The 23,950-nt window shown below is 67.8% G+C and carries 22 protein-coding genes, 1 other RNA gene and 1 pseudogene; 12 read left to right on the top strand and 12 right to left on the bottom strand.

Annotated features, from left to right (window positions below):
• Positions 1-151 precede the first annotated feature (151 nt).
• The 4 genes from FHT08_RS05145 to FHT08_RS05130 all read left to right on the top strand — a co-directional run bounded on the left by FHT08_RS05145 (position 152) and on the right by FHT08_RS05130 (position 2,046).
• Complete coding sequence (locus FHT08_RS05145) at positions 152-652, top strand: sigma-70 family RNA polymerase sigma factor (RefSeq protein ID WP_166774474.1); 501 nt, start codon at positions 152-154, stop codon at positions 650-652.
• Positions 653-678: 26 nt separating this feature from the next.
• Positions 679-1,326: a hypothetical protein gene (locus FHT08_RS05140; protein ID WP_104606134.1), complete on the top strand. Its 648-nt coding sequence runs from the start codon at positions 679-681 to the stop codon at positions 1,324-1,326.
• 160 nt (positions 1,327-1,486) lie between these two features.
• On the top strand, positions 1,487-1,729 hold the full coding sequence (locus tag FHT08_RS05135; protein WP_104606133.1) for an RNA-binding S4 domain-containing protein: 243 nt from the start codon (positions 1,487-1,489) through the stop codon (positions 1,727-1,729).
• Positions 1,726-2,046 (top strand): hypothetical protein, encoded by a 321-nt coding sequence (locus tag FHT08_RS05130; protein WP_104606132.1) that lies wholly within the window; start codon positions 1,726-1,728, stop codon positions 2,044-2,046. The genes FHT08_RS05135 and FHT08_RS05130 overlap by 4 nt, the downstream gene beginning before the upstream one ends.
• Positions 2,047-2,242: 196 nt before the next feature.
• On the opposite strand, the gene ubiM is transcribed toward FHT08_RS05130, so the two are convergent.
• The 6 genes from ubiM to FHT08_RS05100 all read right to left on the bottom strand — a co-directional run bounded on the left by ubiM (position 2,243) and on the right by FHT08_RS05100 (position 6,313).
• On the bottom strand, positions 2,243-3,421 hold the full coding sequence (ubiM, locus tag FHT08_RS05125; RefSeq protein ID WP_166774473.1) for a 5-demethoxyubiquinol-8 5-hydroxylase UbiM: 1,179 nt from the start codon (positions 3,419-3,421) through the stop codon (positions 2,243-2,245).
• A 31-nt stretch (positions 3,422-3,452) separates the two neighbouring features.
• Positions 3,453-3,528, bottom strand: a non-coding RNA gene (locus tag FHT08_RS05120) — sX9 sRNA.
• 203 nt (positions 3,529-3,731) lie between these two features.
• On the bottom strand, positions 3,732-4,133 hold the full coding sequence (locus tag FHT08_RS05115) for an MAPEG family protein (protein ID WP_104535852.1): 402 nt from the start codon (positions 4,131-4,133) through the stop codon (positions 3,732-3,734).
• Between the two features lie 25 nt (positions 4,134-4,158).
• The gene (locus FHT08_RS05110) at positions 4,159-4,668 is read right to left on the bottom strand and encodes a DUF4019 domain-containing protein (protein WP_166774472.1); all 510 of its coding nucleotides are present in this window, start codon (positions 4,666-4,668) and stop codon (positions 4,159-4,161) included.
• 150 nt (positions 4,669-4,818) lie between these two features.
• Complete coding sequence (locus FHT08_RS05105) at positions 4,819-5,067, bottom strand: hypothetical protein (RefSeq protein ID WP_104535854.1); 249 nt, start codon at positions 5,065-5,067, stop codon at positions 4,819-4,821.
• 64 nt (positions 5,068-5,131) lie between these two features.
• Positions 5,132-6,313, bottom strand: a complete 1,182-nt coding sequence (locus FHT08_RS05100; protein WP_166774471.1) for a hypothetical protein — start codon at positions 6,311-6,313, stop codon at positions 5,132-5,134.
• 148 nt (positions 6,314-6,461) lie between these two features.
• On the opposite strand from FHT08_RS05100, the gene FHT08_RS05095 reads away from it, so the two are divergent.
• The 4 genes and pseudogenes from FHT08_RS05095 to FHT08_RS05080 all read left to right on the top strand — a co-directional run.
• On the top strand, positions 6,462-7,925 hold the full coding sequence (locus tag FHT08_RS05095; protein ID WP_104535856.1) for an AlkA N-terminal domain-containing protein: 1,464 nt from the start codon (positions 6,462-6,464) through the stop codon (positions 7,923-7,925).
• Complete coding sequence (locus FHT08_RS05090; protein ID WP_166774470.1) at positions 7,922-8,467, top strand: methylated-DNA--[protein]-cysteine S-methyltransferase; 546 nt, start codon at positions 7,922-7,924, stop codon at positions 8,465-8,467. Before FHT08_RS05095 ends, FHT08_RS05090 begins: the two co-directional genes overlap by 4 nt.
• Before the next feature lie 36 nt (positions 8,468-8,503).
• Entirely contained in the window at positions 8,504-9,805 is a 1,302-nt protein-coding gene (locus FHT08_RS05085; RefSeq protein ID WP_104606127.1) for an ectonucleotide pyrophosphatase/phosphodiesterase, read from the top strand.
• 43 nt (positions 9,806-9,848) lie between these two features.
• Positions 9,849-11,144, top strand: a pseudogene (locus FHT08_RS05080) (chloride channel protein); the annotation flags it as partial.
• 303 nt (positions 11,145-11,447) lie between these two features.
• Here FHT08_RS05080 and FHT08_RS05075 read toward each other — a convergent pair.
• Positions 11,448-11,630, bottom strand: a complete 183-nt coding sequence (locus FHT08_RS05075; protein ID WP_016904806.1) for a 30S ribosomal protein THX — start codon at positions 11,628-11,630, stop codon at positions 11,448-11,450.
• A 136-nt stretch (positions 11,631-11,766) separates the two neighbouring features.
• Complete coding sequence (locus tag FHT08_RS05070) at positions 11,767-12,183, bottom strand: MerC domain-containing protein (protein ID WP_024939915.1); 417 nt, start codon at positions 12,181-12,183, stop codon at positions 11,767-11,769.
• A gap of 164 nt (positions 12,184-12,347) precedes the next feature.
• On the opposite strand from FHT08_RS05070, the gene FHT08_RS05065 reads away from it, so the two are divergent.
• Entirely contained in the window at positions 12,348-14,414 is a 2,067-nt protein-coding gene (locus FHT08_RS05065) for a TonB-dependent receptor (RefSeq protein ID WP_166774468.1), read from the top strand.
• Between the two features lie 577 nt (positions 14,415-14,991).
• A complete protein-coding gene (locus tag FHT08_RS05060) occupies positions 14,992-17,367 on the top strand; it encodes a TonB-dependent receptor (RefSeq protein ID WP_166774467.1) in 2,376 nt (791 codons plus the stop codon).
• A 359-nt stretch (positions 17,368-17,726) separates the two neighbouring features.
• Here FHT08_RS05060 and FHT08_RS05055 read toward each other — a convergent pair whose 3' ends face one another.
• Both FHT08_RS05055 and FHT08_RS05050 read right to left on the bottom strand, forming a co-directional pair.
• Positions 17,727-18,758 (bottom strand): aldo/keto reductase, encoded by a 1,032-nt coding sequence (locus FHT08_RS05055; protein ID WP_166774466.1) that lies wholly within the window; start codon positions 18,756-18,758, stop codon positions 17,727-17,729.
• A 153-nt stretch (positions 18,759-18,911) separates the two neighbouring features.
• Positions 18,912-20,129, bottom strand: coding sequence for an MFS transporter (locus FHT08_RS05050; RefSeq protein ID WP_166774465.1), 1,218 nt, complete (start codon positions 20,127-20,129; stop codon positions 18,912-18,914).
• A 101-nt stretch (positions 20,130-20,230) separates the two neighbouring features.
• Here FHT08_RS05050 and FHT08_RS05045 point away from each other — a divergent pair, with 101 nt between their 5' ends.
• Positions 20,231-21,145 (top strand): LysR family transcriptional regulator, encoded by a 915-nt coding sequence (locus tag FHT08_RS05045; protein WP_104606121.1) that lies wholly within the window; start codon positions 20,231-20,233, stop codon positions 21,143-21,145.
• Between the two features lie 713 nt (positions 21,146-21,858).
• On the opposite strand, the gene FHT08_RS05040 is transcribed toward FHT08_RS05045, so the two are convergent.
• A complete protein-coding gene (locus FHT08_RS05040; RefSeq protein WP_166774464.1) occupies positions 21,859-22,062 on the bottom strand; it encodes a hypothetical protein in 204 nt (67 codons plus the stop codon).
• Between the two features lie 234 nt (positions 22,063-22,296).
• On the opposite strand from FHT08_RS05040, the gene FHT08_RS05035 reads away from it, so the two are divergent.
• Positions 22,297-23,205, top strand: coding sequence for an AraC family transcriptional regulator (locus FHT08_RS05035; protein ID WP_166774463.1), 909 nt, complete (start codon positions 22,297-22,299; stop codon positions 23,203-23,205).
• Between the two features lie 113 nt (positions 23,206-23,318).
• On the opposite strand, the gene FHT08_RS05030 is transcribed toward FHT08_RS05035, so the two are convergent.
• On the bottom strand, positions 23,319-23,792 hold the full coding sequence (locus FHT08_RS05030) for a cupin domain-containing protein (RefSeq protein WP_166774462.1): 474 nt from the start codon (positions 23,790-23,792) through the stop codon (positions 23,319-23,321).
• Positions 23,793-23,950: the final 158 nt, after the last annotated feature.

Below are 23,950 nucleotides of genomic sequence, written 5' to 3'. Positions count from 1 at the left end.
GCACGGAGCCGGCAGGCGCAAAGCAGCATAGTGTGCGCCCTGAGGCCCCCTGCTGTCGAAATTTCCGTGACAGTCCATTCAGGTTGTGAGGATCCGCCCGCTGCGGCGAACCATCTCCTGACCCTTGTCATCCACCCACCCGGCCGGAGCCATGTCCCTGGAAACAGACCTGCACACCCGCTTCAACGCCTTGCTGCAGCGGCACCGCGGCATCGTCCTGAAGGTCGCGGCCAGCTATTGCTGGAATCCGGACGACCGCGCCGAGCTGGCGCAAGACATCACCGTGCAGTTATGGCGCGCGTTCCCCGGCTACGACGCCGGCCGGCGCTTTTCCACCTGGATGTATCGCATTGCCTTGAACGTGGCGATCAGCGATCTGCGCGGCCGCAGCCGCGCGCCGCAGGACCCGCTCCCGCTGGAGGCGGTGGCCGACAGCATCGCCGACCCGCTGGCGCGCGACCCGGCACACGCGCAGCAGGTCGCCGCGCTCCACGGCTTCATCGCCCACCTGCCACCGCTGGAACGCGCCTTGATGCTGCTGTACCTGGACGCGCACAGCTACCGCGAGATCGGCGAGGTGCTCGGCATCAGCGAGACCAATGTCGCTACGAAACTCAGCCGCCTCAAGGCGCGCATCCGCGCCGAACTCTGACCACCCACTCGCCCAAGGAACATTCGATGGAACTCGACGACATGCAACGCGCCTGGCACGCGATGGAACACCGCCTGGATCAGCACAGCACGCAGATCGCCCACATCATCGGCGAGGTACGTGGCCATGCGGCGCGCACCAGCCTACGCCCGCTGTGGCTGAGCCAATCCGCGCAATTGTTGTGCGCCGTGGCGCTGCACGTCGTGATCGCGCGCAGCTGGCTTGCCCACACCGATCAGGTTGCGGCCATCATCGGCGGCGTGCTGCTGCAGCTGTGGAGCATTGCACTGGCGATCTCCGCACTACGGCAGCTGCAGCTGCTGGCGCAACTGGACTTTGCCGGACCGCTGCTGCCGACGCAGCGCGCACTCGCCCAGTTGCGGCACTGGCGCACACGGGTGGCCCCGTGGCTGGGCGTGGCGTTCTGGGTGCTGTGGGTGGCCGTGGCGGACGCCGGCTGGCGCAGGCTGACCGGCCTGACCCTGCCGCACGACTGGCTGCTGCTCAATCTGCTGGTGGGCGTGCTCGGCGGCATCGGCACCTGGCTCGGCTATCGACGGCTGCAGCGCAGGCGCCATCCGTGGCTGGAGCGCATCGACAACGCGCATGCCGGGCCCGGCGTCGTGCGTGCCGAAAGCATGCTGGAGGAGATTGCACGTTTTCGACGCGAATGAGCGGGCCGACGCCGCGCCGCGACTCCCGCGTGATGGATGCCGGCAGTGCGCCGGCATAGCGGTGCTGTAACGACTCCAATCGCCGGCGCTGCATCTGGCACGGTGGTGTTGTCGGCTGCGACGGGCGGATAATCCCGGTCTTCCTGTCACCGAGCGCACCATGCAATTTCTGGAATTCGACCTGGACGGCGAGTACATCGAACTCAACCAGTTGCTCAAGCTGGCCGGTATTGCCGACAGCGGTGGGCAGGGCAAGGCGATCGTCGCCAGCGGCGCGGTCAGCGTCGATGGCGTGCAGGAACTGCGCAAGACCGCCAAGATCCGCCCCGGCCAGCGCGTGCAACTGGACGATGTGGAGATCCGCGTGCTGGCGCTGGACCCCGATGCGGAGCCAGAAGAATGAGCGTGGTGGAAGTCAGCTGGCGCAACAACGCGCCCTCGGCTGAAGACCCGGACCACGATGTCTATATTTTCTCGATCGACGCCGATTCACCCACGCCATTCTGGTTCGAGCAGTCGATCCGTGGCGGTCACGCCGAGCGTGGCGGTTGCAGCATGCTGGCCTTGCACGAACTGGAAGGCTGGCGCGGCGATTGGCGCGCAGACGTGACCAAGGCCGGCTGCGCCTGGGTGATTCCACTGCTGGAACAGGCCCTGCGCAGCGGCGATGCGCGCACCGCGATCGATGCGATTCTTGCGCGGATAAACGCGCCGGCCTGATGGCCGCGTGCCCGACTGCGGCGCGCCTGATGACAGCCGAGCCGACCGAGCCCACCCGATTGCCGCACGAGCACCTGCGAACGGGCCGCCGACCGCCTTGCCCGCCCACGCGTCGAACAGCGTTGCAGGCCAGTGCGCATGAGGAACACAGCGCAGCGCTGCACGCACTGCGCCTCCCCGCTCCCACGTCGATAGGTCAAACGCTGCGCTGGGTCAGATGCGCCGCGATCGCCTGCTTGAACGGGGCCACCGCCTGCGCCGCGCGCAAGGCACCACGTCGCAGCAGGCGGGCCGGCGCACGGTCGTCGGTGTACAGCGCGGCCAGTGCATTGGTCGCTTCGTAGAGCGGTCGCGTCGCCAGCCGGTGCGCCCGCTCGTACCCCTGCAGCAACGCCGCAGCACCGATGTCGCGCCCGGCGGCGGCAGCGGCGCACACACGCTCGGCCAGGCGCGCCTGGCTCTGCAATCCAAAATTGAAGCCATGCGCAGTGACCGGGTGCATACCCACCGCGGCATCGCCGATCAGCGCGGCACGCTCGGCGATAAAGCGTTGCGCATAGGCCGCCACCAGCGGATAGGCATGCCGGCTGCCGTCCTGCTGCATCGGCCCGAGCCGATGCTCGAACGCCTCGGTCACCGCCGCACTGAAGTCCGCCGCCTCCATCGCCAGCAACGCCTCCACCTGTCGCGGCGGCAGGGTCAGCACCGCACCGGCACGATTGCCCTGCAGCGGCAACAACGCCAGCGTCTTGCCGTAGCCAAACCACTCCCAGGCGGCATGCCGGTGCGGCAGCGCATGCCGCATCCGGCACACCAGCATGGTCTTGCCGAAATCCCGCAGCTGCGCGCCGATGCCGAGCAGGCGCCGGGTGCTGGAAAAGCGGCTGTCGGCCGCCACCAGCAGGCGCGCCGACACGGTTTCCCCATCGGATAACTGCAGCACCACGCGGCCGCGCTCCTGCTGCACGGCCTGCAGCGTGCAGGCGCAGCGGATCTCCAACGCAGCTTGCGCCTGCACCGCCTGCCAGGCCGCGCGACGGATCAGATGATTGGGCACCAGCCAGCCCAGATCGCCGGCACCACGCGCCGAGGCGGCAAAGGTCAGTGCGAAGTGCGAATGCCCGTCCATGACGCGTGCGTCGCGCAGCGGCGAGATCGCATCGGCGGGAAACTGCTGCCAGATGCGCAGTTGCTCCAGCAATGCACGCGAGGCATGGGTCAGCGCGATTTCGCGTCCGTCGAAGGCCGGCTCGGCCAGCTGCGTGCGCGGCTGCTGGTCGACCACCAGCACCGACAGGCCACTGCCGGCCAACGACCGCGCAAAACACAGGCCGACCGGCCCGGCACCAATGACTGCGATATCCACCGATTGCATGCCGCTCTCCTTCACCGCCGATGCCTAGAGAAGCTAACAAAACGCGGCGTGCAGCGGTCAGGTGGATAGGATCGGCGCGGAGAAACCGGACTATACGCCTGGCCCGTGCCGCACCGAGCACGCCCGCCTGGCGCTGAGCGCGGCAGTCTTGATAGTGGTCGTGAGTCTAGCGGCAGTGGTGTCGGCCGGACTTGATCAGGATCAAGCAGCGACCGGAATAGTGGGCCCACCGCAGTCGCGGGCGCGCAACTTATCGCTGCGTTTTCTCAGTCATGACACCACCGGCTGCGCGCACGCAGTCTGGCGTACGTCACCAGCCCAGCAACGCCCGCACCAGTTTGACGATGCCCCACAACGACACCACCCAGATTGCGCTACGCAGATAGGGAATGCCTGCCGCATACGCCGGCACGTAAGCCACGCGCGCCCATAGATACAGCTGCACGCCCAGGGCAGTGTCTGCACTGGTACGGCCGGCGATGCTCACCGCCAGTACCGCAGCGGCGAAGATCGGGAACGTCTCCTGATAATTGCGGAAGGCACGATCCAGCCGCGCGGCGACGCCGGTCAACGGCTTGGGCTCGCCATCGCGCGCGCTGGCGTTCCACTTGGTCCCGCGCTGGGCGGTCATGCTGGCCGAGGCCGCCAGCAGTTGCACCAGACCGAGCACCATGGCCCAGCCCAGCATCTGCAGTTCGATCGTCAGTTCCACGTTGGTCTCCCGATGAGCCGCAGCATCACTTGACCGACGCGCGCAGGCTGTAACCGGCGAGCCGCCAGGTCTTGTCTTCGTCCAGACGGAACGACACCAACTCGCGCACCGGCTGCTGCGCCTTGGCAAAACGGGTCGGGAAGCTGACGTTGATGTACAGGCCTTCGGGCACCTGCGCGCCGGCGGCGTATTTGACCCGCGTCACCGAGCCCTGCCCGCGCCCGACCACCGGCCCCAGGCGCGCGCGCTCTGCGCCGATCTGGGTCACGAAGACATCGCGTTTGACCGCGGTCTTGGCGACGCTGGATGCGCCATCCCACAGCGAGGCCACCTGGTTGGCATCGACCATTTGCGCCACCCGCAATGCCGCCTGGGTCATCTCGGTATTCTGTTTGACCAGTTGCGCCTGCTGCGCCGGGCTGGCCGCGGGTGCCGGCTGGGGAGTTGCGGCCGGACGTGCAGCGGTCTGCGGCTGTTGTGCCAGGACCAGCGAGGGAGCCAACAGCAGCGCGGCAAGCAGACGAGGACGGAACATGGGGCAGATGACCTTGTGCGTAGCAAACGGATGGGAACCACCGCAGGGTTCGCGGCGGGTGCGGCAGTTTAAGACCTGCGCTGCATATTGAGGTGAGTGTGCAGCGACGCGCGAGCCGGGTGCCGGAAACGCACGCCTGTCACTCGAAAATCAGATGTCGCCGCCGGGCGGAACCGCCGCGACACCGCGCGGTCGCCATAGTCGCCAGCTGATCCACAGCGCGCGGACGACGGCCACGATCAAAGCCACCAGGCTCAGCCATACCGCCAGCGTCGCCGGCCACTGCACCTGCCTGGCCGCAGCGATCATCTGCAGCAGTTCGGCCACGCCAAATCCGGCCAGCACCAGCAGCGCCGATGGCAGATATGCCAGCGCTACGCCTTTCGTCTTTCCAAGCATGCCGCCCCCCGGCTCCGTGATATGCCGCGACCATAGGCAGCCGGCAGTGCGGTGGGTGTGAAGCTCAGCCCTCGCCCTGGGCCGGCTCCGACGCGGGCTCGGCAGCCGACTCTGCCGCCGGTGCCGCGGTTGGCGCTGCGGCGGACATTCCCGGCGCTGCCTCGGTCGCCGCCGCGGCCTGCGGCGCGGCGCTGGCCGGCAGCGCGGCGGCATCGGTTTCGGCCAGCGGGCTTTCTTCCGGGCAGGTCGCATCCGGGAAGCCGAAGCGCTGCTTCAAGGCCAGGCCGCAGGCGTTGACCGCCTCCAGATCGGCGCCCTCGCCCTTGCAGCGCTGATCGAAGGCGACCAGAAACGCGTCCTTGCGGCGCACAAAGGCATCGCCGCACTTGCGCATCTGGCGGATGCGCTCCAGGTCGTCCTGCACCGCGTTGGTGCCATCCAGCCCGTACTCGCGCAGCTCGTCCATCGTCAGCAGGCGCAGGCTGCGGTTGGGCACGGTCATCATCAGGTCGGCCACCGCCACGGCCACGCCGTTGCGCTCCAGATAATCCTTGACGTTGCCATAGACCTCGCGCAACTCGCGATTGAGTTCCGCGCGCGAGGTGGCCTTGGAACTGATCCGCATCATGCGGTGGATGCCGACCTTGCCGGCCACCAGCCGGTTGTCGCCTGCGGCCAGCACGAACACGCAGGCGCTGTGGCAGATCGAGCCTTCGCGCACCCAGATGGTCCAGTTGGATTCGCCGATGACATCGCCGGCGCGAATCGCCGCTTCCACCTGCCCGCCGCTGGAATCCAGATCCAGGATGCGATGCGGCAACTGCAGCTGCTCGGCCACTGCGGCCAGCCGCCACACCAATGCGGCGAAGCCGGCGTTGATCTTGCCGGCATAGCGCACCCGCAGCAGGCCGGTGTCCCGGCACGGCGCCAGCGCCGCCTCCACGCTGGCCCGGTCCAGCGCCGGCAGCAACGTGCCGTCGCCGGCTTCGCTGCTGTAATCGGTGGCGCAACTGATCCAGGCCTTGCCCGCGTCCAGCTCCGCCTGCGGCCAGCCGGCCTCGCCAGCCTGTGCACGCGGCCGCGGCGGCGGCGCCGGCTCGGGCGTATCCACCGACACCATATGGTCGCCATCGCCCTGCCCCGCGCCGCTCTGCTGCGTCGCGGCGGCATCGGCCGAGGTACCGGTGCGGTCGCAGGCCGCCAGCGCCAGCACGCATGAAAGGGACAGGCAGAGCAGTTTCAGCATGATGTCAGGCAACAGACCGCGACGGGGATCACCCTCAGTCTATGGCTGAATGGGCGAAGCGTTTGACCCTGCCATGAACGCACAGGCCCGGCGCAGCCCTGTCCGAAAACGGCCAGCCGACGCCGGGGCGAGCGCATAGACTGGCGCCATGCAGACCGCCACGCCCGACCGACTCCAATGCGACCGCGCCCGTCTGGCGCGCGACGCACGCTTCGACGGGCTGTTCTTCACCGCGGTGCGCAGCACCGGCATCTACTGCCGCCCGGTCTGTCCGGCGCCCCCGCCCAAGCCGGGCAACATCAGCTATTACCCCAGCGCGGCGGCAGCCAGTGCCGCCGGCTACCGCCCCTGCCTGCGCTGCCGCCCCGAGCTGTCGCCGCAGGCGCAGCAGCACCTGGGCGAGGAGAGCGTGCAGCGCGCACTGGCGATGATTGCCGACGGCGCCCTGCTGGAGCAGCCGGTGCAGACCCTGGCCGACGCGGTGGGCCTGAGCGCGCGCCAGTTGCAGCGGCAGTTCGTACAGCAGCTCGGTGCCACCCCGATCCAGGTGCACGGCACGCGCCGGCTGCTGCTGGCCAAGCAGTTGCTGACCGAGACCGCATTGCCGGTCACCGAGGTCGCGCTGGCGGCCGGCTTCAACAGCCTGCGCCGCTTCAATGCCGCGTTCCTGGAAGGCTGCGGGATGCCGCCGTCGGCGCTGCGCAAGCAGCGTGCCGAGGTGCCCGGTGGCGAGTTGACCCTGCGCCTGGGCTATCGCCCGCCGCTGGATCTGCCGGCGATGCTGGCATTTCTGCAGCGCCGCGCGATTCCCGGCATCGAGCAGGTCGACGCCAGCGGCTACCGGCGCGTGATCGGCACACCGGGCAACGCGACGCTGATCGAGGTCAGCGCGGCACCGCAGCGTGCGGAGTTGTTGCTGCGCATCGGCGCGACCGACCCGCGGCAGATTCCGCAGATCGTGCGGCGGGTACGCCGGCTGTTCGACCTGGATGCGGATCTGCAGGCGGTGCACGCCACGCTGGCGGCCGAGCCGCTGCTGGCCGAGGCGATCGCGCGCCGTCCCGGCCTGCGCGTGCCGGGCGGCTGGGACGGCTTCGAAGTGGCCGTGCGCGCCGTGCTGGGCCAGCAGATCAGCGTGGCCGGCGCGGCGACGCTGGCGGCGCGGCTGGTCGATCGGCATGGCGGCCATCATGGGGAGATGCCGCCCGGCCTGGACCGCATCTTTCCGACCCCGGTACAGCTGGCCGAGGCGCCGCTGGAACAACTGGGGCTACCGCGGGCGCGCGCCGCCACGCTGCGTGCGCTGGCCTCGGCGTGCGCGCAAGGGCGGCTGCATTTCGGCGCCGGCCAGCGCCTGCCCGAGTTCGTCGCCGCCTGCACCGCGTTGCCCGGCATCGGGCCGTGGACCGCACACTACGTCGCCATGCGTGCGCTGTCGCATCCGGACGCGTTTCCGGCCGGCGACCTGATCCTGCAGCAGGTGCTCGGCACGCCCGGGCGCCTGAGCGCGCGTGCCACCGAGGCGCGCTCGCAGGCCTGGCGGCCGTGGCGCGCCTACGCCGTATTGCACCTGTGGCATCTCGCTGTCGATCGCAAGGACACCCGCTCATGAGCACGTTGTATTACGACACCTTCCCTTCGCCGATCGGCGCGCTCAGCGTGGCCGCCGATGCTGCCGGCGTGCACCACATCCTGTTTGCGCAGAACCGCTACGACGCGATCGGCCGCGCGCGTTGGCAGCACGACCCCGATGCGCCGCTGGTGCGCGAGGCACGGGAGCAATTGCTCGACTATCTGCACGGCGGGCGGCGCAGCTTCGATCTGCCATTGGCCCCGACCGGCACGCCGTTTCAGCTGCAGGTCTGGCATACGCTGGCGCAGATTCCGTTCGGGCAGACCTGGAGTTATGCGCAACTCGCGCATGCGGTGGGACGCCCGGCCGCCAGCCGCGCGGTTGGCGCTGCCAATGGACGCAATCCGTTGCCGATCGTGCTGCCCTGCCACCGTGTGATCGGCGCCAACGGCGCGCTGACCGGCTTCGGCGGTGGCCTGCCGACCAAGCAGGCCTTGTTGCAGTTGGAAGGCTGGTCGCCGCGCCAGAGCGCAGCTGCCGACGATCTGTTCGCCGCATCTTCCGCAGCCGGCGGGCGCTGACTTCGCGGCGTCATTGTGAGGCCGTAAACTGGGGCGATGATCGATCGACGTTTTCTGTTCGCCGCAACCGCGCTCGCGCTGCTCGCGGCCTGTACTTCTCGCCCCCCTTCGCACAGTACGCCAGCGCCCGCCCCTGCGGCGCCCGCGTCGGCAGACGCACCGCACAGCGATTTGCCGCACAGCGTGCTGCTGATCTCCATCGACGGGCTGCGCGCGGACATGCTCGATCGCGGCATCACACCGAATCTGTCGCAGCTGGCGCACGACGGCGTACGTGCGCGCTGGATGACGCCGTCGTACCCGTCGCTGACCTTCCCCAATCACTACACCCTGGTCACCGGCCTGCGCCCGGATCACCATGGCATCGTGCATAACAGCATGCGCGATGCGACGCTGGGCGGCTTCTGGCTGAGCAAGCAGGACGCGGTCGGCGATGCGCGCTGGTGGGGCGGCGAGCCGCTGTGGGTGGGTGCGGAAACGCACGGCCTGCATGCCGCGACCTGGTCCTGGCCCGGCAGCGAGGCGGCGATCGGTGGCGTGCGCCCCACGCGTTGGCGCCACTACGAAAAAGGCAGCGGTCTGGACGCGCGCGTGGACGAAGTGCGGGGCTGGCTGGCCGCGTCCGGCGCCGCCAGCAACCGCCTGGTCACGCTGTACTTCGAACACGTGGACGAAGCCGGCCACGACCACGGCCCGGAGTCGCGCGAATATGCCGACAACGTGCGTGCGGTGGATGGCGCGATCGGCCGGCTGCTGGCCGGCATGCAGCGCGACGGCACGCGCGCGCGCACCAATATCGTTGTGGTCTCCGACCACGGCATGGCCGAGGTGGCGCCCGGGCATGCGATCAGCGTGGACGACATGGCGCGGCCGGACATCGCCACTGCCGTGACCGACGGGCAGGTGATCGGCTTTTCGCCATTGCCGGGACAGCAGGCCCGCGCCGAAGCTGGCCTGCTCGGTGCGCATGCGCAGTACGACTGCTGGCGCAAGCCGGAGCTGCCGGCACGCTGGCACTACGGCACGCATCCGCGCATTCCGCCGATCGTGTGCCAGATGCACGAAGGCTGGGATGCACTGTTCCCGGACAAACTGGCCAAGCGCCCGCGCGATCAGATGCGCGGTTCGCACGGCTTCGATCCGGCGCTGCCCTCGATGCGTGCAGTGTTCCTGGCGCAGGGCCCGGACCTGGCGCAGGGCAAGACATTGCCGGGTTTCGACAATGTCGATGTGTATGCGCTGATGACCCGGCTGTTGGGCATTCCCGCCGCCCCCAACGATGGCAATCCCGCCACGTTGCTGCCGGCCTTGCGCGCGCCGCCGGCTGCCACACACTGAGTGACGCGTCGCGGCCGCGCTGCGTCGATGCGACAATCGCGCCATGCCTGCTCCTGCCCCCTCGCCGCGCCGGCTCCGGCTGCGGCCGTTGTTGTCCCGCGAAGGCTGGCGTCGTCGCGCCGCACTCTGGGGTGGCGCGATTGCAGTGGCGCTGGTGGCGATCGTGTTCGCCAAGGCCAGCGACGCCGCCTTCCAGTTGTTTCAGCGCATCACCGCGCATTCGATCTGGTGGGCGCTGCTGCTGACGCCGGGCATCTTCGCCCTGCTGGCCTGGCTCACCTCCGGCGCAATGCGGCCCACGCGTGGCAGCGGCATCCCGCAGGTCATCGCGGCACTGGAACATGACGACGCGGCATTCCGCCAGACCAATCTGTCGCTGCGCGTGTCGCTCGGCAAGCTCGCCCTGACCACCTTGTCGCTGCTCGGTGGCGCCTCGGTGGGACGCGAAGGCCCGACCGTGCATGTCGGCGCCAGCCTGATGCATGTGTTCGGGCGCTGGTTCGGGTTTCACGATCCGCGCGAGCTCTCGCATTTTCTGCTTGCCGGCGGCGCTGCCGGTATCGCCGCGGCGTTCAACACACCGCTGGCCGGGGTGGTGTTTGCGATCGAGGAATTGAGCGGGCGCTTCGAGCACCGCTTCTCCGGCACCTTGCTGACCGCGGTGATCGTCGGCGGCGTGGTGTCGCTGGGTCTGTTGGGTAACTACACCTACTTCGGCAAGCTGGCGGTGGCCTTGCCGCTGGGCCAGGCGTGGCTGGCGATCGCGCTATGCGGCAGCGTGGCTGGCCTGCTCGGCGGCATCTTCGCGCGCCTGGTGCTGGCCAGTGCCGGCGGCAAGCCGCGCTGGCTGGCGACGCTGCGCCGGCGCCATCCGGTGCTGCTGGCCGCGCTGTGCGGGGTGCTGCTGGTCGGCCTGGCACTGCTGTTCGGGCAAGGCGCGTTCGGCACCGGGTACGAGCAGGCGCGCAGCCTGGTGCAGGGCCAGGCGGTGGTCGGCCACGAATTCGGACTGGTGAAGCTGGTGGCCAATCTGGTCTCGTACCTGGCCGGCATTCCGGGCGGGCTGTTCTCGCCAGCGCTGGCGGTGGGCGCCGGCATCGGCCACAACCTGTCGGTGCTGATGCCGGGCTTGGACCCGCGTACCTTCGTGCTGCTGGGCATGTGCGCATACCTGACCGGCGTGACCCAGGCGCCGTTGACCTCGGCGGTGATCTCGCTGGAACTGACCGACACCCGCCAGATGCTGTTGCCGATCCTGGCCACCGTGCTGATCGCGCGCGCCATGTCTGCGCTGGTGTGCAAGACGCCGCTCTATCGTGGCCTGGCCGAACAGTTGCTGGCGCCGACGCCGACACACCCACCGACCACTGCGGCGACGCACTGACCACCCCACGCGGGAAAGCGGCGCAGGGCCGGTGGACCGCACGGTGCAGATGCCGGCCATGCCACCGCACACTCCGGATGGCGCTGTGACGCCCTGCGCCAACGGGACGCCAGCGGCGCGCGCGCCTTGCCGGTTAGACGCCAGCCGGTGGCGACCCGGCTGGTGGGGCAAGCACTGCATTACGCGTCTGCGCCGATGCCAGGCATAAAAAAACGCGGCGCAAGCGCCGCGTTCTGCTGTCGCGAAGCGGGCGAAGGATCAGCCGGCCTTGGCAACGGTCTTCTTGGCGACAGCCTTCTTGGCCGGGGCCTTGACCACGCCCTTCTTGGCGACCGGGGCAGCTGCACCCACGACAACCTTGCTCACCGCGTGCGAACGCGAATTGCCGTAGCTGGAATTGTAGCGCTTGCCCTTGGCGGTCTTGCGGTCACCCTTACCCATGTTCGTCGACTCCTGAATGTGAATGCTGAATACAAAATCCCCGTGCTGAACACGGGTCTGGCGAGGTTTACGCCGGCGGCGCCCTCGCGCAAGGCCGGCAAGCCTACCACGTAGGCCCCGGCCCGCGCAGCCCGGGCTAGTGTGCGCAGCTGGCGTCGTGGACGTGGGCGTGCCCGTGGTTCAGACGCAGATTGACCAGGTGGGCGATGCCGACCAGCGCACCACCGAGCGTCATCACCACCGCATGCGGCACCACCGCGTGGTGCAAGGGGTCGTAGAGCAAGCCGGCCCACAGCAGCAGCAAGCCCGGCAGCAACAGCGCCAGCGCATGCAGCGCCTTGTGGCGGCGATACCCCAATACCAGGCTAAACAAGCCCAGCAGCGTCACGAACACCACGATGGCCAATTCGACCCCATCGCCCAGCCAGAACGACAAGCCCAATGAGGGGGCCAGGGCCAGTACCAGCGGCAGCACCGCGCAATGCACGGCGCACAGCAGCGAACCGGTCGCACCGAAGCGGTCGAGCACATGGCGAAGAGACGGTAGAGGCATGACTTCCAGCAGGGGCTCGCGGCGACGTGGAATAATATAACATCTTCCTTGTTCCAGACCCGCACCGCTACATCGCACATGCAAGCGGGTCCTGCCGTCGGCACAGTCGCCAAACTGCGCCTTATCATTGATATGCAGTAACAAAACACAGAGTCCGGCCTGCCATGCATCCTCGCCCCGCTTTCTCGTTCCGTCGCTCCACGCTCTCGCTGGCGTTGACCAGCCTGCTGACTCCCGCCCTGGCCATGGCCGAGGACGCGCCGGCAGCTGCCGACCCGCAGACCCCGCCCAGCTCGGACACGCGCCACGACGCCACCGCCTCCAGTGGCCGCCATATCAAGGACCTGGACAAGGTCGTGGTCACCGCCAGCCCGCTGCGCGATGCGGCCGGGGAATTGAGCCGCCCGGTCGAGGTACTGGCCGGCGAGCGTCTGGACGAGGTGCGCAGCTCCAGCCTGGGCGAAACCGTGGCCAGCCTGCCCGGTGTGCAGAGTTCCAATTTCGGCCCCGGCGTCGGCCGGCCGATCATCCGCGGCCTGGACGGCCCGCGCGTGGCGGTGCTGCGCGATGGCCTGTCCAGCCAGGACGTGTCCACGGTCAGCCAGGACCACTCGCCGGCGATCGAGCCGTTCCTGGCCAACCAGATCGAAGTGCTCAAGGGCCCCTCCACGCTGCTGTACGGCTCCGGCGCCATCGGCGGCGTGGTCAACGTGGTCGACGGGCGCATTGCCGAAACCCCGGTAGATGGCTTCAGCGGCCGCGCCGAAGTGCGCTTGGACGGTGGCGACAAGGACGGCAACACCGACATGTTCCGCGTCGATGCCGGCAATGGCAGCGGCCTGTCGATCCACGCCGACGGCGTGTACCGCAACCAGAACGATTACGACACCCCGCAGGGGCGCCAGCTCAACAGCTGGATCGACTCCAAGGTCGGCTCGGTCGGCGCCTCGCTGTCCGGCGACTGGGGTTTCGTCGGCCTGTCGGCCTCGCGTTTCCGCGACAACTACGGCAACCCCGGCGAGCCGGGCGATCCGACGATCGGCGAGCGTGGGGTGTCGTTGAAGCTGCAGCAGGACCGCTACGACCTCAAGGGCGGGCTGACCGATCCCTGGGGCGAAGGCAGCGCGCTGCGCTACAGCTTCGGCCACACCGATTACGCGCACACCGAATTCGAAGGCGAAGAAGTCGGCACCGTGTTCACCAAGCGCGCCAACGAAGGCCGCGTGGAAGCCTCCTTCACCTTTGGCGGCGGCTGGCAGACCGCGTTCGGCCTGCAGGGCAGCGACACCACCTTCCAGGCGATCGGCGAGGAATCCTTCGTGCCCAAGACCGACACCCGCTCGCTCGGCGTGTTCGGCGTTGCGCGCAACAGCTGGGAGCGCGTCACCGCCGAAGTCGGCGCGCGCGTGGACAAGGTCAAGTACCGCACCGACATCGGCGTGGACCGCGACTTCACCCCGACCAGCTTCTCGGCCAGCGGCGGTTTCCGCTTCAACGAGCAGTGGCGCCTGACCGCCAACCTCGACCATGCCGAACGCGCGCCGGCCGAGGAAGAGCTGTTTGCCGACGGCCCGCATATCGCCACCCTCGCCTACGAGATCGGCGATGCGGATCTGAAGACCGAAAAGGCCAACCAGGCCGAGCTGGGGTTGAACTTCCAGAACGCATGGGTGGATGCCAAGATCGCCGCCTACTACAACCGCTACAACGACTTCGTCTACATCGTCGATACCGGCGGCCAATGGTTCAACGAAGAAGACAACGACTTCCTGCCGATCCGCCAGTGGACGCAGAACGATGCGGTCTTCCACGGCTTCGAGGGCGAGGCCACCTTCCATCTGGCCGACAACGACACCGGCGCGTGGGACCTGCGCGTGTTCGGCGACACCGTGCGTGCGCGTCTGAAGGATGGCGGCAACCTGCCGCGTATCGCACCGGGCCGGGTCGGCGCGCAGATGCGCTGGAACGCCGATGCATGGCGCGCCTCGCTCGGCGCCACCCGCACCATGAAGCAGGACAAGGTGGCGGTGAACGAGACCCCAACCGACGGCTATACATTCGTCGATGCGCATCTGGCCTACCACGTGGACCGCGGCAGCAACGCGTGGGAAGTGTTCCTGGACGGCAACAACCTGACCAACCAGGACGCACGCGTGCACACCTCCTTCCTCAAGGACGATGTGATGCTTCCCGGGCGCAGCGCCTCGTTCGGCGTGCGCCTGTTCTTCTGACGGTAGCTCTCTCCCGCCGTCATAAGCGAGGCCGCCTTCGGGCGGCCTCGTCATGTCCGGCATCGGGACCACCGGTCTCGGTGCGCTGCAATGCCGCACGTACCGGCATGGAGATGGCAGTTCTGCGCCGCACTGATCAACCTGCCGATCCGCGAAACGGCGCCAGGACGCGCAGCAGCGTAAAGCGGACGCAAGCGCGTGCCCGCCTGGCATAAGGTAAAGCACCGTGCGTGGTGTCTCGCATGACATGCGTAAAGGCCATCGTGCTGCCGCGATGGATCGCATCGCCTGCGCTGTGGCGCGCATTGAAACAGCGCCACACGCAGCCCGATGTCGACGCAGCTGCCATGCGCACATGCCGCTAGCGCCGTGCTGCAGTGAACGATGGCGAGCCCGTTGACTGCAGCTTGCCGCGGCGCACAACAGCTTTTGCCGGCAACTCCGTTAGAACAACACCGCGACGTGTGTCGCCGCGTTGCGTAACCGGCCTCTATCACGTGCTGCCGGCCACCCTTTGACGACGCATGCACGATGCGCGCATTGCCGCCAGCTGCGACGCCATCTCAGGAGAGCTTTCATGACCTCATCGATGCCCCGCTATGCACTGTCCCTTGCCATCGGCACATTGCTTGCGCCCGTTGCGCATGCGCAATCCTCAACCGCGGAGCCTCGCAGCGAGGCCACCACGTTGGATGCAGTGATCGTCAGCGGCACCGCGCGCTTCAAGGGCCTGGCCAAGCGCGATGCCAGCTTCTCGATCACCACTGCCAGCCCGGAGCAGATCCAGCAGGCCGTGCCGCAGAGCACTGCAGACCTGCTGAAGATCGTGCCCGGCGTATGGGCCGAGCCCAGCGGCGGCGGCACCGGTGCCAATATCTTCGTGCGCGGCATGCCGTCCGAAGGCGATGCGCCATTCGTGACCATGCAACTGGATGGCTCGCCGCTGTTTCCGCCGCCGACCCTGTCGTTCCTGGAGAATTCCACGCTGCTGCGCGTCGACGACACGGTCGAGCGCATGGAGGTGTTGCGCGGCGGCTCCAGCCCGATCTTCTCCAACGGCCAGCCGGGCCTGACGGTCAATTTCATCCAGAAAAAAGGCCAGGACGAGCCCGAAGGCAGCGTGCGCCTGACCGGCGGCAACAACGCCCTGCGCCGCATCGATGTGTTCAACAGCGGGCCGATGGGCAATGGCTGGTACTACAGCGTGGGCGGTTTCTTTCGCCAAACCGATGGCGTCCGCGACCCGCAGTTCTCCGCCGACAAGGGTGGCCAGTTCAGCGCCACCTTGAGCAAGCGTTGGGACAGTGGCGAGCTGTCGTTCTACGCGCGGCATACCGACGACAACAATGCCTTCTACACCGCCATTCCGCTGCTGTCGCGCAACAACGGCAACGATCTGTCCAGTTTTCCCGGATTGAATGCGCAGACCGGCACCCTGCTCGGCCGCGACTTCCGCAATGTCGACCTGCTGGTCGGGCCGGATGGACAGACCATCCGCCGCGATCTGGCTGACGGACGCGGCGTCAACATCGATGTGTTCGGCGGCGAACTGAACTGGGAGACCGGCGACTGGACCATTGCCGACCGCTTCAACGTGATGAGCGGCAGCGCGCCGACCTATGCGTTGTTCACCGGCGATGCGCCGCAGCGCCTGGGCGATTTCATCGCCAGCTACGGCAGCAGCGGCACCGCGACGTACACCAATGGCGGCGGCATGGTCGATCCGAATCAGCAGGTGCTGGAAGCCGGCTGGTGGTCGGTGGACAAGCGCCTGAATTCGCTCACCAACGACCTGCGCCTGAGCCGCGAACTGTTTGCCGGCAATACGCTCACAGTGGGTGCGTACTACGCCAGGTATTCCTCGGCCGACACCTGGTACCTGGGCAACACCATGCTGCTCACCGCGCAGAACAACGCGCGCCGTATCGATCTGGCGCTGGACAACGGGCAGCAGGCCACGCGCCAGGGCTTCACCAGCACCGCGTTCTTCAACCTGCGCGCCAACTACGATGGCGAGAACATCGCCGCCTTCGTCGCCGACGAATGGGAGCTCAACGCGCGGCTGCGCCTGGACCTGGGCGCCCGCTACGAACGCCAGAGCGTCACCGGCGATGTGCACGACACCGCCACGGTCGATCTGGACGGCAACCCGGCCACGCTGTACGACAACGCCACCTCGCTGGCGCTGGCCAGCACGCGCCGCATCGACCAGGACGATGAGGCGTTCTCCTGGACGGCGGGCCTGAACTTCACGCTCGATGCGCACAACAGCCTGTTCGCACGCGTCAACTCGGGGGTGAAGTTCCCAGGCTTCGACAATCTGCGCGATGGTCAGAATCGCGTGCAGGAAGTGGATCAGTACGAACTCGGGCTCAAGTCCGGTGCCGGCAGCTACGACCTGTACCTGACCGCGTTCTACAACACCTTCAAGAACTCGCCGTTCCAGGCGTTTTTGGCCAATGGCGAGAACTTCACCACCGTGGGCGACGCGCGTGCGCGCGGGCTGGAAGTGGAAGGCGCAATTCGCCCGTTCGGCGGCTTCGAGCTGGCCGGCACCGGGGTGTGGCTGGATGCGAAGTACCGCAACTACCGCGAGTTCACCGGCAACCAGGTGATGCGCCAGCCCAAGCGCCAGTTCCGCATCACGCCCAGTTATTACTGGATGCTGCCGTTCGGCGACCTGAAGGTGTTTGCCACCTATTCCTACATCGGCGATCGCTTTGCGGACCTGGCCAACAGCCAGCTGCTGCCGTCCTACGACATGCTCGACATTGGCGCCAATCTGCATGTGGGCGAACACTGGGAAGTGACCGCCAGCGGCAGCAACGTCACCGACACGCTGGGCCTGACCGAAGGCAATGTGCGCGTGCCGGGTGCTGCGACCGGCGGCGTGTTCATGGGCCGGCCGATCGCCGGACGGCAGTATCAGATGTCGGTGGCGTATCGCTGGTAAGCAAGCCAAGGCGTCGTTCCGCGCGGCAGTCCAGGGCCGTCGCGCGGTCTACGTGTGGGCGCACTGCCACGTCCTCGAACGCGCAACGTGGAAACACAGACACACTGCATGCCTGCCTCTGGCAGCCGGTCAGCCGTTACCCCGTCGCAGCCATTCGACTGCTGTGCTTTCTCATCGCCAGCATCGGCCGCGCAACCGCGCACAGCGGGGCCGATCGACGACCTGTCGCATCCGCCGTTCAACCCGGGTGCGCTCTTTCGGCTCTTTCGAGGCATAAGGGTGCCCTATCCCGAGGTAATTCCGCGCGCGGCACGGCCGTTGTGATGCGGCCCTTGTGATGCCGCTCTCGTGATGCCGCACTACACCGGCAGCGGGCTGCGTTCGGCAAAGTGCCCGCGCCAGTACGGGTAATACGGATACGGCGGCTCCACCGCGCTCACCGCATCCAGGCGCGCACGTTGCTCGTCCGTCAGCGACCACCCCACCGCGCCCAGGTTCTGGCGCAGCTGCGCTTCGTCGCGTGCGCCGATCAGCACCGTGCTCACGGTGGGCCGTTGCAGCAGCCAGTTGATGGCGATCTGCGGCACGCTGCGGCCGGTCTCTTCGGCAATCGCGTCGAGCACATCGACGATGTCGAACAGGCGCTCGTCGCTGATCGCCGGCCCGGCGGCAGCGGTGGCGTGCAGGCGACTGTGTTCGGGCAACGCCTGGCCGCGGCGCAGCTTGCCGGTCAGACGCCCCCAGCCCAGCGGACTCCACACCACCGCGCCCACGCCCTGGTCGATGCCCAACGGCATCAGCTCCCATTCGTAATCGCGCCCGGCCAGCGAGTAGTAGGTCTGGTTGGCGACAAAGCGGCTCCAGCCCTGCGCGTCGGCCACCGCCAACGACTTCATCAGCTGCCAACCGGCGTAGTTGGACGCGCCCAGGTAGCGCACCTTGCCGGCGCGGACCAGCGCATCGAGCGTGGTCAGGGTTTCTTCCACCGGGGTCATCGCGTCGAAGGCATGCAGCTGCAGCAGATCGATATAGTCGGTACGCAAGCGTCGCAACGAGGCATCCACCGCACGCAACAGGCGGAAGCGCGAGGCGCCGGCGTCGTTGGGACCATCGCCCAGACGCAGACCGGTCTTGGTCGAGAGGATCACCTGATCGCGGCGGCCCTGCAGCGCCTGGCCGAGAATCTCTTCAGAGGCGCCGTCCGAATACACATCGGCGGTGTCGAACAGGTTCAGGCCCGCCTCCAGGCACAGATCGATCATGCGCCGCGCCTGCGCCACATCGGTATCGCCCCATGCGGAAAACAGCGGCCCCTTGCCGCCAAAGGTGCCGGCCCCCAGACCCAGCACCGGCACCTTGAAACCGGAACGGCCGAGAAAACGTGTGTCCATCGCAATGCTCCTTGAAACCGAAAGAAAATCCGCGCGCCGTGCCGGCCGATCCGGCAACGCGCGACACCGGGCGCGACGATCCGCTCGCCGACCACCTGCGCGATCGCGCAGGTAGCCGGCTGCGCGGCCACTGCGCTCATGCCTAAGAACGAATCAACCGGCCTGCGCGCACACGCCCGGTGCGGCGGCACGCCGGCGTTGCAGCTGCACGCTCCACAACGCAATCCCCAGGCCGAGCGCGCTCAACAGCGTGGCGACCCACGGGGTGGCGACCAGCCCGGCGCGCGTGGCGATCACCACACCGCCCAGCCAGGCGCCCAGCGCATTGCCCAGATTGAACGCGGCGATATTGAGACTGGAGGCCAGGTTCTGGCCGGCACCGCGTGCATGCTCGAGCACGCGCAACTGCAGCGGCGCCACGGTGGCGAAGGCGGCCACGCCCAGCAGCCCGACGAACACCACCATCGCGGTCTTGATGTGCAGCACCAGGCCCATCGCGGCGAGCACCAGCACCAACGCCGCCAGGCTGCCCAGCAAGGCGGCGGTGGGGCGCCGGTCGGCCAGACGCCCGCCCAGCAGATTGCCCGCGATCATGCCGACGCCGAAGACCAGCAACACCGGCGACACCGCCGTCTGCGCGAAACCGCTCACGTCCACCAGCAACGGCTGGATATAGGTGAACACCGCGAACACACCGGCATAGCCCACCACCGTGATTGCCAGCGCCAGCAGCACCTGCCCGCGCCCCAGCACCGCCACTTCCTGGCGCCACGACACCGGCGCGGCCGCGCCTGCGTTCGCCGGCACCCACAACGCCACTGCGGCCGTGGCCAGCACGCCGACGATCGCAACCGCCCAGAACGTCGCCCGCCAGCCCAGCTGCAGGCCCAGCCAGGCGCCGGCCGGCACGCCCAGTAGCGTGGCCACGGTCAGCCCGGCAAACATCAGCGAGATCGCCGACGCACGGCGCTCGGCCGGGACCAGCGAGGTCGCCACCACCGCGCCCACGCCGAAGAAGGTGCCGTGCGCCAGCGAGGTCAGCACGCGCGCAACCATCAGGCCGGTGTAATCCGGCGCCAGCGCGCAGGCCACGTTGCCCAGGGTGAAGATCGCCATCAGCCCGACCAGCACCGCCTTGCGCGGCAGCCGTGCACTGGCCAGCGTCAGCACCGGTGCCCCGACGAACACGCCCAGTGCATAGCCGCTGATCAGCAGGCCGGCGGCGCTGAGCGACACGCCCAGGTCGGTGGCCACCTGCTGCAGCAGGCCCATGATCACGAACTCGGTGGTGCCGATGCCGAAGGCACCGATGGTCAGCGCCAGCAGCGCTGGGGGAAAACGCGAACAACGCGCGGAAGCGGACGTGGACATGGACATGGACCAGGGAAGACAACCCACAGCCTGCGCTCCGGCGTACCAAGCAAAAACCCCTGCTATCCTGATTCACTATCAACCAATCGTTGAGAATCGTAATGGACCGCCTCGGCGATATCGCCCTGTTCCTGCGCGTGCTCGATTCCGGCTCGATCACCGCCGGTGCGCGCAGCCTGGACCTGTCGGTAGCGGTCGCCAGCCAGCGCCTGAAGCGGCTGGAACGCGACCTGGGCGTGCGCCTGCTGCACCGGACCACGCGCCGGCTGCACCCGACCCCCGAAGGCCAGCGCCTGGCCGAGCGCGGCCGCGTGCTGGTGCAGGATCTGGGTGCGCTGGCCGACGATCTGCGCGAAAGCGCACACGCGGTCGGCGGCATCCTGCGCATGACCATGTCGGCCTCGTTCGGGCGGCAGTACGTGTCGCCGCTGCTCCCGGAATTCCAGGCCCGCCATCCGCGCGTGCACATCAGTGCGCACCTGAGCGACGACCTGGTGGACCTGGTCAAGCAAGGCTTCGACCTGGCGATCCGCATCGGCCCGCTGGACGACTCCGGGCTGGTGGCGCGGCGCATCGCCGACAACCGCCGCACCCTCGCCGCCTCGCCCGATTACCTGCAGCGCCATGGCACCCCGCGCACGCCGGACGACCTGGCCGGGCATGCCGGGGTGCTGCTGATGGGCCGCGACGGCCGCCAGGACGTGTGGCCGTTGCAAACGCCGGAGGGCGGCCTGGTACGCGTCCGCATGCAAAGCCGCTTCGAGAGCAATTTCGGTGAGTTGATCCGCGATGCAGCCGTCGCCGGCCAAGGCATCGCGTTGCATTCGTACTGGCATATCGCCGAGGAACTGCGCAACGGCCGATTGGTCGAAGTGCTCCCCGATTACCCGCCGCCAACCTCGCAGATCAACGCGGTGATGCCGGCGCGCCAGCTGCAGCCGCCGCGTGTGCGTGCATTCGTGGATTTTCTGCAGGAACGCCTGGGCGAAGTGCCGCCGTGGGAGCTTGGCGGTTGAACGCGAGCGCGCTGGTCGCTTCGGCCGATCCTTGCTGGACGCAGCCCGATGCGTGGCTGCTAATCAACATCTTGGTTGGTTGGTGGCTGGATGGCACGTTGCAAGACGGAGAGCCGATATGGGTTTGCGGATAGATCAGCTGTAAGGCAGCGATCTGCAGCTTGGCGGCAGGGCCCCTGCCCGCCCACCATCGCAGGACACGCCGCAAGTACGTCCGTGTAGGCTCTTACGCGGCATCCATGCCGCGTAAGGTCCCGCGACGGTGAGCGGGCAAGGACCTGTCGGGATGGTCGGTGTGCACAATTACGAACATTGCCTGCTGCGCGTTGTTTGATGCCGATGCGCCAGCTCAACACCCGATGCATCTCGAGCGACAACCAGTCGGGATGGTCGGTGCGCATAGCTACGAGCAGTGCGTCATGTGCATTTGGATAGCGATGTACCTGCGCGGCCCAACAGTCAACGACCAATGCACGTCGCGCGACAGGCAGCTCTTATGCGAGCGCCGACCATCTTTCTGGTGCGGTGTCCTCGCCGCTTGCGGGACCCTTGGCGGCATGGATGCCGCCAAGGAGTCTCCACGGATGGATTCACGGCGTGTCCCGAAAGTGGTGAGGGCACCGCACACTCGGCTCACCAACCAATAAAGCGCGTGCGGCCGGCATGTTGGCACCGTCGCTCTAGCGTCAAGGATGTTGTTAGCGCCCTCGTTTTTATCGTCCCGCACGCAGCAAGCGCCGGTGCAATCCACGCCGCTGCGCTTCGCTGAGCAGATGTCCATGCGTGTTCAACAATGCCAGGATCTGCTGATGCGCTTGCGCCGTGCGGCGCGCAAGTTCGGCCGTAGCGGCGGTCTCGAGCGCCTTCCAGTCGGCCGGGCTTGCCGGTGCGGCGATGGTCGAACGTTTTGCGGGCATGGGACTGGGCGGTCACGGAAACAGACACCCATGATACGGCGCATATGTGAGCGCCAGATCGTGGCTGGCCTGCCGTTTTGAGGCACCGGGCGCGTGGGCCTGACCGTCTGTGCCGGCGCCAATCGGCGCTACCCCTACCCGCTGCTGTGGCAGGCATGCCAACTCCATGACAGTGGGTCTTGTAGGATCGACGGCATCGCGGCCACGCCGCCTGGTGCCATTGCCGAGTCCTGCATGTCCGCCTTGACCGAGATGACCGACATCCTGCTGCGCCATGCTCCTGGCGACGGCATGCACGCCACCCGGATTGCCGGGTTGCAGATCATGCGCAGCGCCTCGCCCACCGTGTCGGTGCCCACGGTCTATACGCCGATGCTGTGCCTGGTGGCGCAAGGCCGCAAGCAGGCGATGCTGGGCGCGGCGGCGTACATCTATCACCCGCAGATGTATCTGGTGGCCTCGGTGGATCTACCGATCGTCGGTTCGGTGATCGAGGCCAGCGCCGCGCAGCCGTATCTGTGTTTCTGCCTGGATCTGGACACCGCCGTGCTGAGCGATCTGGCCGTCAGCCACCCGGAGCTGGTCGAGCCGCAACGCGATGCGGCGCAGGCGGGCTTGTTGCTCAACCACAGCACGCCGCCATTGCAGGACGCTGCAGTGCGGCTGGCGCGTCTGCTCGACCAACCGCAGGAGATCGCCGCACTGGCGCCGCTGGTCCTGCGCGAAGTGCTCTATCGCCTGATGGCCGATCCGGCCAATGCGGTGGTGCGCCAGATGGCCATCGCCGACAGCCGGCTCAACCAGATTTCCAAAGCCATTGTCTGGCTGCGCGAGCATTACGCACAGCGCTTCCGCATCGAGCAGATTGCCGATCTGTCGGCAATGAGCCGCTCCACCTTTCATGCGCATTTCAAGGCAGTCACCTCGATGACGCCGCTGGAATATCGCTCGCATCTGCGCGTGCACGAAGCGCGCCGGCTGATGCTGGCCGAAGCGCTGAATGCCGCCGATGCCGGCTTCCGCGTCGGCTACGAGAGCGCCTCGCAATTCAGTCGCGACTACGCACGCATTCTCGGCGCGCCGCCCGCACGTGACGCCCAACGGTTGCGTGCCGGGGCACAGGCTGCGACACAAGCGGCGTAAGCTCATTCGTGCGCAGTTACGCAGCGGAGCCTAGTCACGCGCGCCCGCACTAAGCGGCATGCATCACCAACGATGACGCGGCAGACCGCACCACGTCATCGTTGAGCGCCGTTTCACTCGGCCGCGTACTGCGCCTCGCTGACCTGCTCCAGCCAGGTCACCGGCGAGCCGTCCTGCGCTTCGGCGATGGCGATATGCGACATCGCCACGGTGGCGTTGGCGCCGTGCCAGTGCTTGACGCCCGGCGGAATCCACACGATGTCGCCCGGGCGGATCTGCTGCGCCGGCTTGCCCCATTCCTGCACGCGCCCGGCACCGGCGGTGACCATCAGCGTCTGCCCCAGTGGGTGGGTATGCCAGGCGGTGCGCGCGCCAGGTTCGAAAGTCACCGTGGCGCCGCCCACCCGCGCCGGCGCATCGGCCTGGAAGGGCGCATCGATGCGCACCTTGCCGGTGAAATAGTCGGCCGGGCCGGCCGCAGATGCGGCGCCACCGGCCTTGCTCACCCTGATCGCCTGTTGCTCTTCACCACCGGGCGTGGCGGCAGCCATCATCGACAGCGACATCGCAGTTGCGAACAGATTCATGGCAGTGCTCCTCGATCCAAGTGCCTGCACTGTAGCGCGCATGCGCGCCGGCACTACCCGGGCAACCGCGCATGCACCTAGAAACACAGCGCATCAATGCGGCAATGACACCTCGGATTTGAAGCCATCACGCAGCATCGCGCATGATGCAGCGGCAT

Origin of the sequence: Xanthomonas sp. CFBP 8151 (assembly GCF_011761885.1) — a bacterium.
In the GTDB taxonomy this organism is placed as follows: domain Bacteria; phylum Pseudomonadota; class Gammaproteobacteria; order Xanthomonadales; family Xanthomonadaceae; genus Xanthomonas; species Xanthomonas arboricola_B.
The sequence above is the reverse complement of the archived record's forward strand: the minus strand, read 5'-3'. Positions and strand labels throughout refer to the sequence as shown.

Excerpts from the sequence above, each read along its gene's own strand:
- FHT08_RS05145 (WP_166774474.1), top strand. The coding sequence starts at position 152 with ATGTCCCTGGAAACAGACCTGCACACCCGCTTCAACGCCTTGCTGCAG.
- FHT08_RS05140 (WP_104606134.1), top strand. The coding sequence starts at position 679 with ATGGAACTCGACGACATGCAACGCGCCTGGCACGCGATGGAACACCGC.
- FHT08_RS05135 (WP_104606133.1), top strand. The coding sequence starts at position 1,487 with ATGCAATTTCTGGAATTCGACCTGGACGGCGAGTACATCGAACTCAAC.
- FHT08_RS05130 (WP_104606132.1), top strand. The coding sequence starts at position 1,726 with ATGAGCGTGGTGGAAGTCAGCTGGCGCAACAACGCGCCCTCGGCTGAA.
- ubiM (WP_166774473.1), bottom strand. The coding sequence starts at position 3,421 with ATGCAATCGGTGGATATCGCAGTCATTGGTGCCGGGCCGGTCGGCCTG.
- FHT08_RS05110 (WP_166774472.1), bottom strand. The coding sequence starts at position 4,668 with ATGTTCCGTCCTCGTCTGCTTGCCGCGCTGCTGTTGGCTCCCTCGCTG.
- FHT08_RS05105 (WP_104535854.1), bottom strand. The coding sequence starts at position 5,067 with ATGCTTGGAAAGACGAAAGGCGTAGCGCTGGCATATCTGCCATCGGCG.
- FHT08_RS05100 (WP_166774471.1), bottom strand. The coding sequence starts at position 6,313 with ATGCTGAAACTGCTCTGCCTGTCCCTTTCATGCGTGCTGGCGCTGGCG.
- FHT08_RS05095 (WP_104535856.1), top strand. The coding sequence starts at position 6,462 with ATGCAGACCGCCACGCCCGACCGACTCCAATGCGACCGCGCCCGTCTG.
- FHT08_RS05090 (WP_166774470.1), top strand. The coding sequence starts at position 7,922 with ATGAGCACGTTGTATTACGACACCTTCCCTTCGCCGATCGGCGCGCTC.
- FHT08_RS05085 (WP_104606127.1), top strand. The coding sequence starts at position 8,504 with ATGATCGATCGACGTTTTCTGTTCGCCGCAACCGCGCTCGCGCTGCTC.
- FHT08_RS05075 (WP_016904806.1), bottom strand. The coding sequence starts at position 11,630 with ATGGGTAAGGGTGACCGCAAGACCGCCAAGGGCAAGCGCTACAATTCC.
- FHT08_RS05070 (WP_024939915.1), bottom strand. The coding sequence starts at position 12,183 with ATGCCTCTACCGTCTCTTCGCCATGTGCTCGACCGCTTCGGTGCGACC.
- FHT08_RS05065 (WP_166774468.1), top strand. The coding sequence starts at position 12,348 with ATGCATCCTCGCCCCGCTTTCTCGTTCCGTCGCTCCACGCTCTCGCTG.
- FHT08_RS05060 (WP_166774467.1), top strand. The coding sequence starts at position 14,992 with ATGACCTCATCGATGCCCCGCTATGCACTGTCCCTTGCCATCGGCACA.
- FHT08_RS05055 (WP_166774466.1), bottom strand. The coding sequence starts at position 18,758 with ATGGACACACGTTTTCTCGGCCGTTCCGGTTTCAAGGTGCCGGTGCTG.
- FHT08_RS05050 (WP_166774465.1), bottom strand. The coding sequence starts at position 20,129 with ATGTCCACGTCCGCTTCCGCGCGTTGTTCGCGTTTTCCCCCAGCGCTG.
- FHT08_RS05045 (WP_104606121.1), top strand. The coding sequence starts at position 20,231 with ATGGACCGCCTCGGCGATATCGCCCTGTTCCTGCGCGTGCTCGATTCC.
- FHT08_RS05040 (WP_166774464.1), bottom strand. The coding sequence starts at position 22,062 with ATGCCCGCAAAACGTTCGACCATCGCCGCACCGGCAAGCCCGGCCGAC.
- FHT08_RS05035 (WP_166774463.1), top strand. The coding sequence starts at position 22,297 with ATGTCCGCCTTGACCGAGATGACCGACATCCTGCTGCGCCATGCTCCT.
- FHT08_RS05030 (WP_166774462.1), bottom strand. The coding sequence starts at position 23,792 with ATGAATCTGTTCGCAACTGCGATGTCGCTGTCGATGATGGCTGCCGCC.